We start from the raw sequence: 16,632 nt of genomic DNA on the forward strand, positions 1-16,632 counted from the left end.
AGTTTCTATGAAGCATAGGAAACTGCAAGGGAGGTAGAAATGAATCTTCTTGAAATGGTGAGAGAAGCCGGCGTTATTGGTGCAGGTGGTGCAGGGTTTCCGACACATGCAAAGTTAACATCAAAATCAGAATATATATTGCTTAATGGAGCTGAGTGTGAACCTTTGCTGAGAGTGGACCAGCAGCTCATGGAGTTGTTTCCAGATGAAATAATTAAAGGCTTTGAAGCAGTAGCAAAGTTTGTTGAAGCTAGAAAAGCGATTATAGGTATTAAAGGGAAGCACAAAAAAGTGATTTCAATTCTAAGAGAAAGAATTGAAGTACTGAAAGTAGGCGATTTCGTTGAAGTAAAAGAACTTCCAGATATCTATCCAGCAGGTGATGAGCAGGTTTTAGTTTATGAACTTACAGGAAGGGTTGTCCCTGAAGCTGGCATTCCAATCCAGGTTGGATGCATAGTAGTAAATTCAGAGACAGCATTAAATATTTACCATGCTTCCAGGGGAGAAGCAGTTACAGAAAAGTACATCACAGTTGCAGGAGATATTCCTAATAGTTTGACTGTAAAAGTAGCAATAGGAACACCTATTATAGATGTATTAAAGCTTAGTGGAATAGAAAATTTTGATAACTATGCAGTTATTGATGGAGGTCCTATGATGGGCCCTGTAATGAGTAGTATAGATGGCTACATTACAAAGAAAAATAAGGGATTTGTAATCCTTAAAAAAGATCACTTTCTTATTCGTAGAAAATCTATGAATATAGAACAAGCAAAAAGAGTAAACAGAGCTTCTTGTGAACAGTGTCGTATGTGTACAGATATGTGTCCTCGTTATCTTATTGGACATGACATACAGCCCCACAAGATGATGAGAGCTTTAAATTATAAATTAGAAGATATTGAAGGACAGAAAAGTGCACAACTATGTTGTCAATGTAATTTATGTGAATTGTTTTCATGTCCAGCGGGACTTTATCCTAAAGCTGCGAATCTCTACTTTAAAGGGAAATTAGCAGAAAAGAATATAAGGTATAAGCCAGTAAAGTCAGAGTTCACTGCAAGCAAAAATCGGGAGTATAGATTAGTTCCAAGTAAACGTCTTATAGTTAGATTGGGACTACGTGATTTCGACAAGTCTGCTCCTATGACAGAAGTTGCAATAAAACCTGAGCTAATACATATTGCAACAAGACAGCATGTAGGAGCGCCAGCAGCAGCAGTTGTTTCTGTTGGAGATCATGTGGAATTAGGACAGCTTATTGGAAAAATTCCTGAAGATAGTTTGGGAGCTGCAATTCATGCAAGTATTTCAGGAACAGTTGTAGAAAGCGAAAATGATTTTATCGCGATAAGGAGGGATTAATATGTCAAAAGCAATAGGTATGATTGAATTTACAAGTATTGCACGTGGCATATATGCAGCAGATCAAATGGTAAAAACCGCTGATGTGGAAATAGTAACAGCTAGCTCTGTTTGCCCAGGTAAATATATAGCCATTGTTCAAGGTGATGTTGCAGCGGTTCAGGACTCAGTTGGTGTTGGGGAAAGTGTTGCAGAAGAATTTTTAGTTGATTCTATCGTTATACCAAATGTTAGCCCTGAAGTATTCCCAGCAATAACAGGCACAACAATGCCAGATAGAATTCAGGCTCTTGGAATTATAGAGTTTTTCTCCTTAGCAACAATGGTTATTGCTGCTGATGCAATTCTGAAAGCTGCTGAATTACAGCCTTTAGAACTTAGATTGGGGACAGGATTAGGTGGTAAGTCATTCTTCACTTTTACCGGAGATGTGGCTGCAGTCCAAACTGGCATTGAAGCTGGAAAGGCTGTTGCTAAGCAAAAAGGCATGTTGGTAAATGCTGAAGTTATACCTTCAGTTTCTAACAGATTAGTGGAATCTTTATTCTAATAGGTTAAGAACTTCTAGATTATGAAGGTATATTATAATGACTTCGTAATAAATAAAAGGATGTGATAAAGTGAAAAAATTAATATCTACAAAAGATATTGAAGCATTAATACTAAAGGGAGAAAAGGTATTTTCTATAGATGGCAGTGAGATAATCACCCCATCAGCTCAAGATCTTGCAAAGAATAATGGAATAATATTTTCAACAGAAGCTCCTGAAGTTAAAGTGCAGCAGCCAGAAGTTAAAGTACAACAACAAGAAGTTAAAAAGCCATTAAATGTAGAAGATATGGACTGCGAACAAATGCTTAATTTCTTTAAAGTAATGATGGACAAAGGACTTCTTCAACAAATGCTTGAATGCTTAAAAGGCAAAAGTCTTCCATTCGAAGCTGATACTGATGATAGTGGGCTTAAGGTAGTTAGAGGAAGTTCAGTAAAAATGGATGTATTTGATACCGGAAATCCAGATAACAAAGTTTATTTCCAAGAGTTAGTAAGCAAAGATGAATCAAAAATGAGTGCTGGATTCTTAATCATTGAAAACTCAAAATTTGATTGGGAATTGACTTATGAAGAAATTGACTATGTTATTGAAGGAACTTTAACAGTAGAAATCAATGGAAAGACATATACAGCTCATGCTGGTGATGTATTATTTGTACCATCAGGTACTAAAGTAGTTTGGGGTTCACCAGATAAAGCTAGGGTATTTTATACAACATATCCAGCAAATTGGGCAGATCTTTTATAGAAGACTAGGAGGATAAACCTATGCAATCGCTTGGTTTAATAGAAACAAAAGGATTACTTGCAGCTATTGAGGCAGCTGATACCATGGTGAAATCAGCAGATGTAAGTATTATTGAAAAAACTTATGTAGGTGGCGGTCTTGTTACAATTTCAATTACAGGTGATGTAGGCGCAGTAAAATCAGCTATAGAAGCTGGAGCAGCAGCTGTTAAAAAACTTGATGAACAAGCTTTAGTTTCAGAACATGTAATTCCACGTCCTCATGAAGAAGTGAAAAATATAATTGGGACTAATGATCCTAAAGATGAATCAACTAATGTAGAGGATACAAATAAGGCAGAAGTTATAGAAACAAAATCTACAGAGAAATCAAAAGTTGTGGAAGAAGCAAATGATTTAGAAAAAACTCAAGAGAATGCTGAGGAAAATGAAGATGCTTTAGACTTAGGTAAAATGCATAAGGTAAACCTAGAGAATCTGCACAAAGATGATATAGATAAGTCAGTAAACCAAAGTGGTATAGAAAAAGCCATTTCTATACTATCTAAATTAACGGTTGTTAAGTTGAGAAATCTAGCTCGTGAATACAAAGATTTTGTAATCGCAGGCAGAGCAATTTCAAAGGCTAATAAAAATCTATTAATTAGTAAATTTAAGCTATATTATGAGAAAAAATAGCTATTGTTAAAGCTAAGAGGGGAAGTATGAAATAATGGAAAACTTTGATAAAGATTTACGCTCAATTCAAGAAGCTAGAAATCTTGCTAGACTTGGAAAAGTAGCAGCTAATAAAATTGCTGACTATACTGAAGAGCAAATCGATAAAATTTTACGCAATATGGTTAAAGTTGCAGAAGAATATGCTGTTTGTTTGGCACAGATGGCGGTTGAAGAAACTGGTTTTGGTAAAGCTGAAGATAAAACTTTCAAAAATCATTTGGCATCTACTATACTATATAATTCAATAAAAGATATGAAAACTATAGGTATAGTTAAAGAAGATACGATAAACAAACTTATAGAGATTGCTGAGCCAGTTGGTTTAGTTATGGGTATAGTACCTTCAACAAATCCAACATCCACAGCTATTTTCAAAGCTATGATCTCAATTAAATCTCGTAATGCTATAGTATTCTCACCACATCCATCTGCTGCAAAATGTACAACTAAGGCAGTCAAATTAATGCATGATGCAGCTGTTGCAGCTGGCGCTCCAGAGAATATTATAAGTGCAGTAAGCATTCCAACAATTGGAGCTACAAATGAATTAATGAAATGTAAAGAAGTTTCTATAATAATAGCTACAGGTGGTCCAGGAATGGTTAAGGCCGCTTACAGTTCAGGAAAACCAGCTCTTGGTGTTGGTGCAGGAAACTCTCCAGCATATATCGAAAGAACTGCTGATGTAGAAAAAGCTGTTAAAAACATTATGGCAAGTAAAACATTCGATAACGGTACAATTTGTGCTTCAGAACAATCAATAATTTGTGAAGAATGTAATCATGACAAAGTTGTTGAAGAATTCAAGAAACAAGGTGGATACTTCATGACAAAAGATGAAACTGATAAAGTTTGTCAATTGCTATTTAAAAATGGACATGCTATGAATGCTAAGTTTGTTGGAAGAAGCCCACAAGTTATTGCTGATGCTGCAGGAATTGTAATTCCAGAAGGAACAAGAGTGCTTATAGGAAGACAAAATGGAGTAGGAGAAGGAAACCCATTATCCTTCGAAAAACTTACAACAGTTCTCGGTTTCTACACAGTAAAAGATTGGCATGAAGCATGCGAATTAAGTATTGAATTACTTCAAAATGGAATTGGTCATACAATGAGTATTCATACTGAAGATAGAGATATAGTTATGAAGTTTGCTAGAAAACCAGCTTCACGTATTCTTGTTAATACTGGTGGAACTCAAGGTGGAACAGGTGCAAGCACAGGTCTTAATCCTTCTTTCACTTTAGGTTGTGGTACATGGGGTGGAAGCTCAGTATCTGAGAATGTTACTCCAGAGCATCTTATAAACATTAAGAGAGTTGCCTATGGTATAAAAGATTGTACAACATTAGCAATTGAGGATAAAACTTTCAGCTGTTGTACAAAAACTACTGAAAGCTGTAATGAAATTGAAAATGCATTTATGAATATGAGTCCAGATCAAATTGCAGCGGCAGCAGCAGCTTTAAATAAAGCTAATGAATGTGCTGAAACTGCTAGCACTAATAACACTTGTACTAACAATGAAAGTGCAAAAGATGAAGGGCTTTTAGATTTAGTTAACCAAATAGTTGCTGCTATTAAGGGGGCAAACTAATGGATAATTTTGAATCAGTATTAAAGCTTTTATTGGAAGCAGTTAAAGCTAATGAAAAAAAAGCTGTGGTTCAAGGAAATTTATCTGAAATTCCAGTAGGTATTTCCAATAGACATGTACATCTTTCACAAAAGGATTTAGAGTGTTTATTTGGCAAAGACTATCAACTTGTGAAGCTTAAAGATCTATCTCAACCTGGACAATATGCGTGCAAAGAAGTTGTAACGCTTTGTGGACCAAAAGGTGCTATTGAGAAAGTTAGAATCCTTGGACCTGTAAGAAGTAAGACACAAGTTGAGGTATTAGCTGGAGACTGTGTTAAGCTTGGAGCAGTGCCACATGTAAGATTATCTGGAGATTTAAGCAGAACACCAGGAGTCACACTAGTTGGACCAAAAGGTTCTGTTCAAATTGAAGAAGGATTAGTAGTTGCACAAAGACACATCCACATGACACCTGAAGATGCTAAAAATTTAGGAGTTTGTGATGGAGATGTAGTATCGATAAAATTTGACGATTTAAGAGGTGGAGTATATAGTAATGTAGCTGTTAGAGCTAATGATACTTCAAGTCTTGAATGTCATGTGGATATCGAAGAAGCTAATGCCATGAGTATTAATTCAAAATCAAAAATAACAATAGTAAAATAAGAAAATTAATAAAAAGTTATAATTAAAAATTAAAATATAAAAATAAATAATATTTTAGGAGGATTTTAAAATGGTAAAATATGATGCATTGGGAATGATAGAAACTAAAGGATTAGTAGGAGCAGTAGAAGCAGCTGACGCTATGGTTAAAGCAGCAAACGTATATTTAATAGGTAAAGAATATGTTGGAGGTGGACTTGTAACTGTTATGGTTAGAGGAGATGTTGGAGCTGTTAAAGCTGCTACAGATGCTGGTGCTGCCGCAGCACAACGTGTTGGAGAATTAATATCAGTTCACGTTATCCCACGTCCACATTCAGAAGTTGAAGTTATTCTTCCATCAAATAAAGAAACTACAAAATAAGATTTTATTAAAGGATACAATATAAAAAGAAGCTGTCTCATAGTAAGGGACAGTTTCTTTTTATATAAAAAATTCATATAAATTAGTATTTTAAGAGTCTATCCACTAATAATTTATAGGCTTCATCAATTTCATTAAAATTCATATTGGTAACATAGTATTTTTCAAGTTGGTCATGAAGATTTTTGGCTGAGGATATAACCGATAGGCCTTCATTTAGAAGGTTGTAGAAGGTTTCTTTAGATTTCACCAATTCAGTTTTATTTATTTTCCCATAATCCATTAAATTTTCCATAAATATTTGAGTTCCTGTGAATTTTTGATTATTTATTTCATTGGAGGTTATAATAGCAGTTTTCAATTCAGGTATTATTATGTGCTCTATTCTATCAGGAATTAGAGGATCATGATAAACCTCAATAAAAAAGCCCTTACGTAAAGCTTCTTTATACAAAAATTTAAGAACTTGAGTTTTACCTGTTCCAGGACCTCCATTTAATACGTAAATTTTATTACAGTTTTCAGTTAGATTTTCTATAAAAGTTATAATGCCATTAGGAGTAAAAGCTGTGGCAAAGATATGTCTATCACTACCTAGAGTTTTGCATGGTGAATTTGAAAAAATTTTACTCTTTAAGTCTTCTTCTAATAATAATAGTTTAGAAGAACTAATAGCATTCCTATTTAAATTACTCCAACTGTCATGTATAAGTTTTGAGGCTTTTAGAAAGTTATAGGCTCTTCCAAAAGTATTTTTAATTTCTTTATTAGTTTCAATTATAGATTTTTTATACTGGTTAAACCCTTCTTCATTCCAGTGTTGACCTAAATTTAGTATTTCATCTACTGCACCAGGGTTTGATGGATCAACTATATGAGGTGAAGTACCATCAATTAAAGCTACTTCTAATCCCTTAATAACTAGTCCATCGAGAGAATCGTTATCAGATGAACAATGGTGATATTCAATATTATATCCTTTGTTTGCAAAGAAATTTCCAATGTTTTTCATGAGAGATGATTTACCAGTACCTGGACCTCCTTTTATACATATTTTCCTTTTAGCAATATTTTCATCTATAATGTATTGATAAAAGGAATAGAAACCATAAGAAGTATTACCGCCAGGGAAAAAATTTCTTATACTACTTTTCATAAACACACACTCCCGTTTACTTCAATCATTATATAATATGCAAAAACATATCTTTGTGTATATATTTGCCATAAATTATGTTTCATTAAATAAAAAAATAAAAATTGGTTATATATTAAATTTTTGATATATAAGTATTAAATTCAGTTATACTTATAAATGAACACAAAAAACTTTAGTATATAGATATAAATTGGAGGAGTAAATATGAATGAAGAATTAAAAAAATCACAGGAGCTTATAGATTTTATATATGAAAGTCCAACCGCTTTTCATGTAGTTCATAATTTAAAAAAATTGCTTTCAAATTATGGATTTATTGAACTAAAAGAAGAGGACAGCTGGAATTTAAAAAAATGTGGAAAATATTTTGTACAGAAAAATAATTCTGCATTAACCGCCTTTGTAGTGGGTAAAGGTGATTTAGAAAGAGATGGATTTAAAATAATAGGAGCACATACAGATTCACCAGGATTTAAAATAAAACCTAATGCTGATATAGAGGTAGAGGGTGAATATGTAAAATTAAATACAGAAGTTTATGGAGGACCAATTATTAACACTTGGCTTGATAGGCCTTTATCTTTAGCTGGAAGAGTAATGATTAAAAGTAAAAATCCATTCTGTCCTGAAGAGAGACTTTTAAATGTAAAAAAGCCTATATTGATAATACCTAACCTTGCCATACATATGAACAGAAATATAAATTCTGGTATAGAATTAAATAGGCAGAAGGATATACTTCCACTACTTTCTATGGTAAATGAAAAATTTGAAAAAGGAAAATATATGATAAGAGTTATATCTCAAGAACTTGAAGTTAAAGAAGAAGATATATTGGATTTTGATTTATTTTTATATGATACCGAAAAAGGTTGTATAATGGGCCTTAATGATGAATTTATATCTAGTGCAAGATTAGATGATTTAATTATGGTTCATTCAGGTATAAAAGCTTTAGTAAACACAGAGGTTGGAAATAGCACTAACATTATGGTATGTTTTGATAACGAAGAAGTTGGCAGTACTACAAAGCAGGGAGCAGATTCACCTATGCTTTCCATTATATTGGAGAGAATAGCTTTAAGCCTTCTAAAAAGTAGAGAGGACTATTATAGGGCTTTGGCAAAATCCTTTATAATATCTTGTGACTTAGGGCATGCACTACATCCAAATTATGCTGAGAAAAGTGACCCTGTAAATAGGCCTATAATTAATAAGGGGCCAATAATAAAATCAAGTGCTAGCCAAAGTTACACATCTGATGCTGTATCTTCTGCTGTATATAAAAATATATGTTCAAAGGCAGAAGTACCAGTTCAAATTTTTGTAAATCGTTCAGATGAAAAGGGGGGATCTACTATTGGACCTATATCTTCCAGTCATGTGAATATAAATTCTGTAGATATGGGGCTTGCTATTCTTTCTATGCATTCGGTAAGAGAATTGGCTGGTGTAAAAGATTATATATATGCAATTAAATCCTTTGAAGAATTTTATACACTTTAAAGTGTGAAAATAGCTTAAAAACATTAATATTTATGTTTTTAATAGGGGAATTTTAAAGATATTTTACTAAAAAATGCTTATGAAGCTATTTAGAATAAGCATTCTAAAGCTTGTTATAGAACCAGGAAGATCTATTATAGGTAATGCTACAGTACTTTTTATAGTAGGTTCAATAAAAGAAATACCAGGTATAAGAAAATATGTATCAATGGATGGAGGAATAACGGATAATATAAGGCCGGCACTTTATAATGCGGAGTACGAATGTGTGGTAACTGGCAAAACGAAAAGTGAATTTATGGAAAGAGTAAGTGTAGCAGGTAAATGTTGCGAATCTGGAGATATCTTGTTAAATGATATAGAGATTTCTAAAACTGAAGGTGGATATATCATTGTGGTATTAAATAATTTAGATATAGAATTGGATATTCTAATTATTGGGAATGGAGTGTATAAGGTGAATATAACTAACTTAGAAAAGAGTATATTTAATTCTTTGTATGATGGTGTTCTTATAGCAGATTGTGATTGTATCGTAAGATATGTTAATCCTGCTTACACAAGGATAACAGCTATGAGTAGCGAAGAGATCGTAGGAAGAGTATTATCTGAAGTGAGACCAGGTTCTAGACTTCCAAATGTAATAAAAACTGGAAATAAGTTATTAAGAATTCCTAGAAAAGTTAATGATTCAGAATATATAGTAAATATGGTTCCAATTGTTGAAGAAGACAAAGTTGTTGGAGGCATATCTATATTAAATGAAATAACAGAAATATATAAGTTAACTGAAGAATTAAATAAGTCAAATATAATAATTAAGAAACTTGAAAAACAGGTCAACAGTATGAAAAGGTCAAAATATAGCTTTGATGATATAATATGTGTAGATGTAAGCTCTGAAGAAGTTAAAAAATTGTCCAAGAAGGCAGCAAAAAGTGAATCAAATGTTCTTATTACTGGAGAGAGTGGAACTGGTAAAGAGCTTTATGCTAATGCTATACATGCATATAGCAACAGACAGAATGGACCTTTTGTAGCAGTGAATTGTGCTACTTTTGATGCTAACTTATTAGAAAGTGAATTGTTTGGTTATGAAGAAGGTGCTTTTACTGGAGCTAAAAAAGGTGGAAAGATAGGCCTTTTCGAATTGGCTAATGGAGGAACATTATTTTTAGATGAATTATCAGAAATGAACTATGGGTTACAGGCAAAACTGTTAAGGGTACTTCAAGAAAAAAATATTAGACGAATAGGTGGACTTAAAGAAGTAAATATAGATGTTAGAATAATAGCAGCTACAAATAAGAGTTTAGAAAAAATGATAGAAGAAAACAAATTTAGAAAAGATTTGTATTATAGAATTGCAATATTTCCAATAAACATTCCTCCATTAAGGAATAGACGTGAAGATATAAAGATTCTTATAGAAAAGTTTATGAACGAAGTGGCAAATAAAATTAAGAGAAATATTGAAATTTCTGAAGATGCAGTTAACATCTTATACAATTATGATTGGCCAGGGAATATAAGAGAACTCAAAAATTCTATTGAATTTGCTTCCAATATGACTGATGATTATATTATTAAACCAGAGCATCTGCCTAAAATAATCCAATCAGAAGGCATAAAAAAGAATATTATTAAACTAAAACATCTTGAAGAAGTTATAAAAGATGCTGAAATTTCTGAAATTAAGAAAGCTATGATTACTTATGGAGATACTGTTCAAGGCAAAAAGAGAGCTGCTGAGGCTTTAGGCATTTCATTAGCCACACTTTATAATAAATTGAAATAGAATTTGTATATAACCATTCCTAAAAACTTAGGAATGGTTATTATTGTTTTTAGTTAATAATAATTAGATTTAAAATGTTAAAAAGTTTACTTTGGCATGAATTCTGCTTTAATATATCTACTGGAATTTACTATTAAAAATAGCTAAGAAGGAAGGGATAAAATGAATACTATACGTAAAAAAATGTTAACTGCATTTGGACTGTCAATAACCATAATATTTATTTTCATAGGAGGTATTATATTTCTTAATGTAAATAATATAGTTTTGGATATGACTAAGAGTATGAGTGAAGAAATTGTTAAAGCAAGGGCATATGAGGTTAGCAAGCTAATGAATGGATATTTGAATGAACTAAATTCTATATCCAAGGAAGATGTTTATGTTAATGGGGATTTGCAAGTCATAAAGGAACATTTGGATACAATGGAAAATAAGATTAATAAAGACTTTGAATCCATAAATTTTACTGATACAAGAGGTAATTACTACACTACTAAAAAAGCTTCAGGAAATATATTAGATAGAGATTATTATCAAGCTATAATAAAACAAGATAAAGCATATTTTATTAGCAAGCCTGTAGTTGCTAAAGCTACAGGGAGTAACATTTTTATAATTGCACATGAAGTAAGAAATAAAAATAATGAAAAAATTGGACTTGTGGCAGCTACTATTAAATTAGACACACTATCTGCAATTATTAGTGACGTAAAGATAGGAAACAGCGGCTATGCTGTTATGATTGATGGGGATGGAATGTTTCTGTCACATCCTGATAAAGATATTCCAATGAAACTAAATATATTGAAATCTTCTCAAATAGGATATAAAGGTTTGGATGATGCTGGAAAGAAAATGATCAAAGGTAGTAATGGCATACAGAAAATTATCAAGCCTAATGGCATTACTGAGATGATTATTTTTAATACTATTCCAAACACACCTCAATGGTCTATAGGTGTCTCTATATCAGAGAAAGAGCTGTATAGTAAAGTGAATAATTTACTAATTTCCATAGTGGTGATTATGTTTATTGCCTTGTTGATATTATACATAATGATATTTAAAATATCAGGATTTATAACCAAACCTTTAGTCATGACAGCTAAGCATTTAGATGTAATTTCACAAGCAGATTTCACTGAAAACATATCAAATAGTTTACTTGACAGAAAAGATGAGGTAGGTAGAATTGCAAAATCTACTGATTTAATGCAAAAGTCTATAAGAACTGTGATTCAAAATGTAGTTGATGAAACTCAAAGTATAGGAAAATATGCAGCTAATTCAACTAATAGCATTAATGAGCTGAATAAATATATTAGAGAAGTATCATCTACAACTGAGGAAATGTCTGCAGCAATGCAGCAGACTGCAGCTTCAACGGAGGAATTAAACGCAACTTCAAATGAAATTGAGATTACAGTGGATACTATTGCAGAAAGATCTAAAAAAGGAGCTGAAGCTTCAGAAAAAATAAGAAAAAGAGCAGAAAATTTAAAAATAAGTGCCATTAATTCTAAGAAAATTGCAGATGAACTTCGTTGTAATGTTGATATTGAATTGAGGAAGGCTATAAAACAATCAAAATCCATTGAAAAAATAAGCCTGTTAACAAATGCTATCTTAGAAATAACAGCTAAAACAAATCTTTTAGCTTTAAATGCAGCTATAGAGGCTGCAAGGGCTGGAGAGACAGGAAAAGGTTTCGCTGTTGTTGCAAATGAAGTTAATGCTCTTGCAGAAGATTCAAAGGTTGCTATTAATGAAATTCAAAAGGTAGTAAGTGAAGTGATTGCATCTGTTGAAAATTTAATAATCAACTCAGAAAAAATGCTAGAATTTATGGATATAACTGTAATAAAAGATTACAAATCTATGGTTGATATTGGAGAACAGTACTATAAGGATGCTGAATTTATTGAAGATTTAGTAGGAAAGTTTAGTGTTGCGGAACAGGAGTTAAACACTTCTATAAAAAACACCATCAAGCTAATAAATGATATATCAATTTTAAATATTGAATCAGCTGAAGGTTCTCAAAGTATTGCTGAAAGAGCTTCTTTTGTCTTAAAGAAAGTTGAAAGTGTTAATAAAATTACAGCTGATACTAAGGAAAGTTCAGAGAAACTGAAAAATATTGTTGAGAAGTTTAGAATATAAAATGTAATAAAATTATAGAAATATTTAATTTATATAATAAACTCTGTACTCTCTAAAAGTATGGAGTTTATTTTAATTTCATATAATGTTTGTCATTTAGTGATTAAACATTTCTAAAATATTAGAAATGGCCATTTTTCATTTCTAGTATTTTAGAATAAAATGCACTTATTATATTGAGGTTAGGAAATTTTATTGAAAATGTTAACCTATACAATGTTAATGTATTAACATTGTAGGAGCATATCAGAAACAGAATATCCATTTTTTTAAAAATATTGAAGGAATTTTTCTAAAAAATTAGAAAAATGTCATAATCTTATTTGAGTTATATTTACAGTATAGGATAATATAAAAGAAAAATATTATTTAGTAATATGATTATTTTTTGAAGGGGATATGAGTCAATGATATCAATGAGATAAAAGCAATAATGAGTGATTTTCATATATTTAAAAATTGTACTTATGTGTAGAAATAATTTGCTTTGGTACAGTTATTGCTAATTAATAAAGTGAAAATAAAATATAAAGGAGGTTTATTAATGTTAGCTATACTTGGTTTTATAACTATAGTTATTCTACTAGCACTAATAATGACAAACAAGGCAACGCCTGTAACAGCACTTATAGCTGTACCAACAGTGGCCGCACTAATAGGTGGATTCGGAAGGCATACTGGAGATTTTATAATCAAAGGTATTATAGCCATAGCACCTACAGGAACTATGTTTATTTTTGCCACTCTATTCTTTGGAGTTTTAACTGATGCAGGTACATTTGATCCAATTATTAGAAAAATATTTAAATTAGTTGGAAGAGATCCAGTAAAAATTGTTTTAGGAACTGCTATTTTATCTATGTGTGTGCACTTAGATGGTAATGGAGCAGTAACTTTCTTGGTAGTTATACCAGCAATGTTACCACTATTTGATGCAGTTGGAATGAAAAGGACTACTTTAGCAACAGTGGTAGCATTATCTGCAGGTCTTGTTAATATGGAGCCATGGGGGGGAGTTCCTCTAAGAGCCATATCTGCTTTGAAAACATCTTCTACAGAATTATTTAACCCATTGCTTATACCAATACTTGTGGGAGCTATATTTATATTATTTATAGATTATAGACTTGCTAAAAAAGAAGTAGCAAGAATTGGAAAAGAAAACCTTTTAAACATTAATATTGAAGAATTAGCAGTTGATGAAGAAAAGCAGAAACTTTTTAGACCAAAATTATTTTGGTTTAATATATTAACTATAATAGTTGCCATTGCAATATTAATAAAAGGAATGTTTACTCCTACAGCTGTATTCATGGTTGCATTTACTATTACTTTAATTGTTAACTATCCAAATGTAAAAGAGCAGAGAGCAAGAATGGATGCTCATGCAAAGGAAGCTCTTTTAATGTCTAGTATATTGTTTGCAGCAGGTGCATTTGTAGGAATTATGCAATATTCTGGAATGATTAAATCAATGGCTACAGTATTGATATCCATAATACCTCATTCACTTGGAAAACATCTTGCAGTTATTGTAGGTGTAATAGGAATGCCAGCTAGTTTAATATTTGATCCAGATTCATTCTATTTTGGAGTACTTCCAGTACTTGCAGAAACAGCAAAAGGTTTTGGAGTTCCTCCAATAGAGATTGGTAGAGCAGCATTACTTGGACAAATGACAACAGGATTTCCAGTTAGTCCGCTTACAGGATCAACTTTCCTATTAATAGGACTTTCAGGAGTAGAACTTGGAGAACATCAAAAAAAGACAATACCATATGCTTTTGCAGTAACAATTGTAATGCTAATAACTGCAGTTGTTATAGGAGTAATCAAATTCTAAATATACTATAGAAATATTGTAGAAGAATTAGGAACAAGAAAGTTTTTATAATTTGAATTTTATTAAACTATATTATGATAGAAAAAGTAATAATACATTAATAAGTAAAAATATATCTAGTATTTTAGAAATTATTAGATACTATTCTAAGATTTTAGAAAGTTAGGCATTATAGTAAAGTTATAGGTTCTATCCTAAAAATTTAAAATTTGATTTCTAAAATTTTAAAAATTAAAGTTTATTATAAATACCGATAATAATTTATTGCCAACTATGCTATAGAAATGTTCTTATTTAGTGTAGAAGATATTAATTTGAAAGAGTTTAAGCTTTGGCATAATAATTGCTTGTTATATATGTATACGTGGAAAATTATTAATATTTAAGGAGGACATTAAAGTGAAAAAAATAAGAATTGGTTCAGGTGCTGGATATGCTGGAGACAGAATAGAACCAGCTGTAGAACTTATGAAAAAAGGAAATCTTGATTATATTATATTTGAATGTCTAGCAGAAAGAACAATAGCAATAGGACAAGAAAAAAAATTAAAGGACCCAAGTAAAGGATATAATGAATTACTTGAATATAGAATGAAACATGTGGTGCCACTATGTAAAGAAAATAAAATAAAGGTAATAACAAATATGGGATCTGCTAATCCTGTAGCAGCAGCTAAGATAGTAAAAGAAATTGCAGAAAAGCAAGGAATTAAAGGATTAAAGATTGCGGCAGTTATAGGGGATGATATCTTCAATAATATAGATAAATATATAGACTATAAAATACTTGAAACAGGTAAAAAGTTAGAATCAATAAAGCATCAAATAGTTTCTGCTAATGCATACATTGGAACACAAGGAATAATAGAAGCTTTGAAAGGTGGAGCTGATATTGTAATAACTGGTAGAGTTGCAGATCCTTCACTTACTTTAGCACCATTAATGTTTGAATTTGGATGGAGCACTGAAAACTATGAATTTCTAGGAAAAGGAACTTTAGCTGGACATTTACTAGAATGTGCTGGACAAGTAACAGGAGGATATTTTGCAGATCCAGGATTTAAAGATGTGCCTGAATTATGGAATTTAGGATTTCCTATCGCAGAGATATCAGAAGATGGAGAAATAATTATTACAAAGCTTAAAGATGCAGGTGGAATGGTTACTGAGGATACTTGTAAGGAACAGATAATATATGAAATACATGATCCAGAAAATTATCTTACACCAGATGTTATAGCAGATTTTTCAAAGGTAACTGTTACACAAGTGGGAAAAGATAAAGTTCTAATGAAAGGTGCAAATGGAAAAGAAAAGACTGGCTTATTTAAAACTAGTGTAGGTTATAAAGACTGCTATATTGGAGAAGGTGAAATGAGCTATGGTGGTTCAGGAGCCTATGCAAGAGCAAAACTTGCTGGTGAAATTATTAAAAAGAGATTAGATTATATAAAAGCGCCAATTAAAGAGTTAAGAATAGATCTTATTGGAGTAAATTCACTTTATAAGGATTCTTTAAGTGATGTTCTAAATGATGGAAATAAAGATCTAGGAGAAGTAAGACTACGAGTTGCTGCTAGAACATTAACAAAAGAAGATGCTGAAATAATAGGAAATGAAGTAGAAGCACTTTATACAAATGGTCCAGCAGGCGGTGGTGGAGCAAGAAAAGGTGTTAAAGAGATAGTATCAGTAGCTTCTATATTTGTACCAAGTGAAGATATAAATATAAAAGTAACTTATGAGGAGGTATAAAAAATGAAATTAAGAGAGATTGCACATTCAAGAACTGGTGATAAAGGAAATATTTCAAATATATCACTTATAGCTTATAAGGCAGAAGATTATGAAGTAATTAAAAATAAAGTAACTACAAATAAAGTTAAAGAATGGTTCAAAGATATTGTACATGGAGAAGTATTAAGATATGAACTACCTAATATTGGTGCTCTAAATTTTGTTATGTATGATGCATTAGGTGGAGGAGTAACAAGATCATTATCTTTAGATATGCATGGAAAGAGTCTAAGTTCTATATTGCTTGATATGGATATATAATATTAGCTTTAAGAAGGAATGCTCATATTAATAAATCAAATCATTTTGGGCATTAGCTTTTTACAAGACCAATTTAAGTTTAAAACTTTTTAAATTTAAA

The 16,632-nt window shown here is 31.5% G+C and carries 14 protein-coding genes; 13 read left to right on the top strand and 1 reads right to left on the bottom strand.

The genetic code is table 11. From position 1 onward, the window contains the following. Positions 1-39 precede the first annotated feature (39 nt). The 7 genes from EG57_RS0201750 to eutM all read left to right on the top strand — a co-directional run bounded on the left by EG57_RS0201750 (position 40) and on the right by eutM (position 6,002). Positions 40-1,368: a 4Fe-4S dicluster domain-containing protein gene (locus EG57_RS0201750; RefSeq protein ID WP_032075584.1), complete on the top strand. Its 1,329-nt coding sequence runs from the start codon at positions 40-42 to the stop codon at positions 1,366-1,368. Position 1,369: 1 nt separating this feature from the next. Beyond that, the gene (locus EG57_RS0201755) at positions 1,370-1,918 is read left to right on the top strand and encodes a BMC domain-containing protein (RefSeq protein ID WP_032075585.1); all 549 of its coding nucleotides are present in this window, start codon (positions 1,370-1,372) and stop codon (positions 1,916-1,918) included. Between the two features lie 70 nt (positions 1,919-1,988). Continuing rightward, entirely contained in the window at positions 1,989-2,672 is a 684-nt protein-coding gene (locus tag EG57_RS0201760; RefSeq protein WP_032075586.1) for a cupin domain-containing protein, read from the top strand. Between the two features lie 20 nt (positions 2,673-2,692). Further along, positions 2,693-3,349: a BMC domain-containing protein gene (locus EG57_RS0201765; protein WP_032075587.1), complete on the top strand. Its 657-nt coding sequence runs from the start codon at positions 2,693-2,695 to the stop codon at positions 3,347-3,349. A 34-nt stretch (positions 3,350-3,383) separates the two neighbouring features. After that, on the top strand, positions 3,384-4,988 hold the full coding sequence (locus EG57_RS0201770; RefSeq protein ID WP_032075588.1) for an acetaldehyde dehydrogenase (acetylating): 1,605 nt from the start codon (positions 3,384-3,386) through the stop codon (positions 4,986-4,988). After that, on the top strand, positions 4,988-5,638 hold the full coding sequence (locus EG57_RS0201775) for a phosphate propanoyltransferase (RefSeq protein ID WP_032075589.1): 651 nt from the start codon (positions 4,988-4,990) through the stop codon (positions 5,636-5,638). Before EG57_RS0201770 ends, EG57_RS0201775 begins: the two co-directional genes overlap by 1 nt. A 70-nt stretch (positions 5,639-5,708) precedes the next feature. After that, positions 5,709-6,002: an ethanolamine utilization microcompartment protein EutM gene (eutM, locus tag EG57_RS0201780; protein ID WP_029159476.1), complete on the top strand. Its 294-nt coding sequence runs from the start codon at positions 5,709-5,711 to the stop codon at positions 6,000-6,002. A gap of 82 nt (positions 6,003-6,084) precedes the next feature. On the opposite strand, the gene EG57_RS0201785 is transcribed toward eutM, so the two are convergent. Beyond that, positions 6,085-7,158, bottom strand: a complete 1,074-nt coding sequence (locus EG57_RS0201785; RefSeq protein WP_032075590.1) for a PRK06851 family protein — start codon at positions 7,156-7,158, stop codon at positions 6,085-6,087. A gap of 207 nt (positions 7,159-7,365) precedes the next feature. Between EG57_RS0201785 and EG57_RS0201790 the strand changes: the two genes are divergently transcribed. From EG57_RS0201790 to EG57_RS0201815, 6 genes are all read left to right on the top strand, one after another. After that, complete coding sequence (locus EG57_RS0201790) at positions 7,366-8,667, top strand: M18 family aminopeptidase (protein WP_032075591.1); 1,302 nt, start codon at positions 7,366-7,368, stop codon at positions 8,665-8,667. 73 nt (positions 8,668-8,740) lie between these two features. Next, positions 8,741-10,465 (top strand): sigma 54-interacting transcriptional regulator, encoded by a 1,725-nt coding sequence (locus EG57_RS0201795; RefSeq protein WP_242859788.1) that lies wholly within the window; start codon positions 8,741-8,743, stop codon positions 10,463-10,465. A 162-nt stretch (positions 10,466-10,627) separates the two neighbouring features. Then, entirely contained in the window at positions 10,628-12,631 is a 2,004-nt protein-coding gene (locus tag EG57_RS25320; protein WP_052037713.1) for a methyl-accepting chemotaxis protein, read from the top strand. A 544-nt stretch (positions 12,632-13,175) separates the two neighbouring features. Next, positions 13,176-14,474 carry a CitMHS family transporter gene (locus EG57_RS0201805; RefSeq protein WP_029159481.1) on the top strand — a complete coding sequence of 433 codons (1,299 nt, stop codon included), beginning with the start codon at positions 13,176-13,178 and terminating at the stop codon, positions 14,472-14,474. Between the two features lie 399 nt (positions 14,475-14,873). Continuing rightward, on the top strand, positions 14,874-16,229 hold the full coding sequence (locus tag EG57_RS0201810) for an acyclic terpene utilization AtuA family protein (protein WP_032075592.1): 1,356 nt from the start codon (positions 14,874-14,876) through the stop codon (positions 16,227-16,229). Between the two features lie 3 nt (positions 16,230-16,232). Further along, positions 16,233-16,532 (top strand): AtuA-related protein, encoded by a 300-nt coding sequence (locus EG57_RS0201815; RefSeq protein ID WP_029159483.1) that lies wholly within the window; start codon positions 16,233-16,235, stop codon positions 16,530-16,532. The last annotated feature ends 100 nt before the right edge of the window (positions 16,533-16,632 follow it).

It is taken from the genome of Clostridium drakei (assembly GCF_000633595.2).
GTDB lineage: Bacteria > Bacillota > Clostridia > Clostridiales > Clostridiaceae > Clostridium_AM > Clostridium_AM drakei.

What these genes read in the sequence shown, in the direction of transcription:
- EG57_RS0201750 (WP_032075584.1), top strand. Translation starts at nt 40, where the DNA reads ATGAATCTTCTTGAAATGGTGAGAGAAGCCGGCGTTATTGGTGCAGGT.
- EG57_RS0201755 (WP_032075585.1), top strand. Translation starts at nt 1,370, where the DNA reads ATGTCAAAAGCAATAGGTATGATTGAATTTACAAGTATTGCACGTGGC.
- EG57_RS0201765 (WP_032075587.1), top strand. Translation starts at nt 2,693, where the DNA reads ATGCAATCGCTTGGTTTAATAGAAACAAAAGGATTACTTGCAGCTATT.
- EG57_RS0201770 (WP_032075588.1), top strand. Translation starts at nt 3,384, where the DNA reads ATGGAAAACTTTGATAAAGATTTACGCTCAATTCAAGAAGCTAGAAAT.
- EG57_RS0201775 (WP_032075589.1), top strand. Translation starts at nt 4,988, where the DNA reads ATGGATAATTTTGAATCAGTATTAAAGCTTTTATTGGAAGCAGTTAAA.
- eutM (WP_029159476.1), top strand. Translation starts at nt 5,709, where the DNA reads ATGGTAAAATATGATGCATTGGGAATGATAGAAACTAAAGGATTAGTA.
- EG57_RS0201785 (WP_032075590.1), bottom strand. Translation starts at nt 7,158, where the DNA reads ATGAAAAGTAGTATAAGAAATTTTTTCCCTGGCGGTAATACTTCTTAT.
- EG57_RS0201790 (WP_032075591.1), top strand. Translation starts at nt 7,366, where the DNA reads ATGAATGAAGAATTAAAAAAATCACAGGAGCTTATAGATTTTATATAT.
- EG57_RS0201795 (WP_242859788.1), top strand. Translation starts at nt 8,741, where the DNA reads ATGCTTATGAAGCTATTTAGAATAAGCATTCTAAAGCTTGTTATAGAA.
- EG57_RS25320 (WP_052037713.1), top strand. Translation starts at nt 10,628, where the DNA reads ATGAATACTATACGTAAAAAAATGTTAACTGCATTTGGACTGTCAATA.
- EG57_RS0201805 (WP_029159481.1), top strand. Translation starts at nt 13,176, where the DNA reads ATGTTAGCTATACTTGGTTTTATAACTATAGTTATTCTACTAGCACTA.
- EG57_RS0201815 (WP_029159483.1), top strand. Translation starts at nt 16,233, where the DNA reads ATGAAATTAAGAGAGATTGCACATTCAAGAACTGGTGATAAAGGAAAT.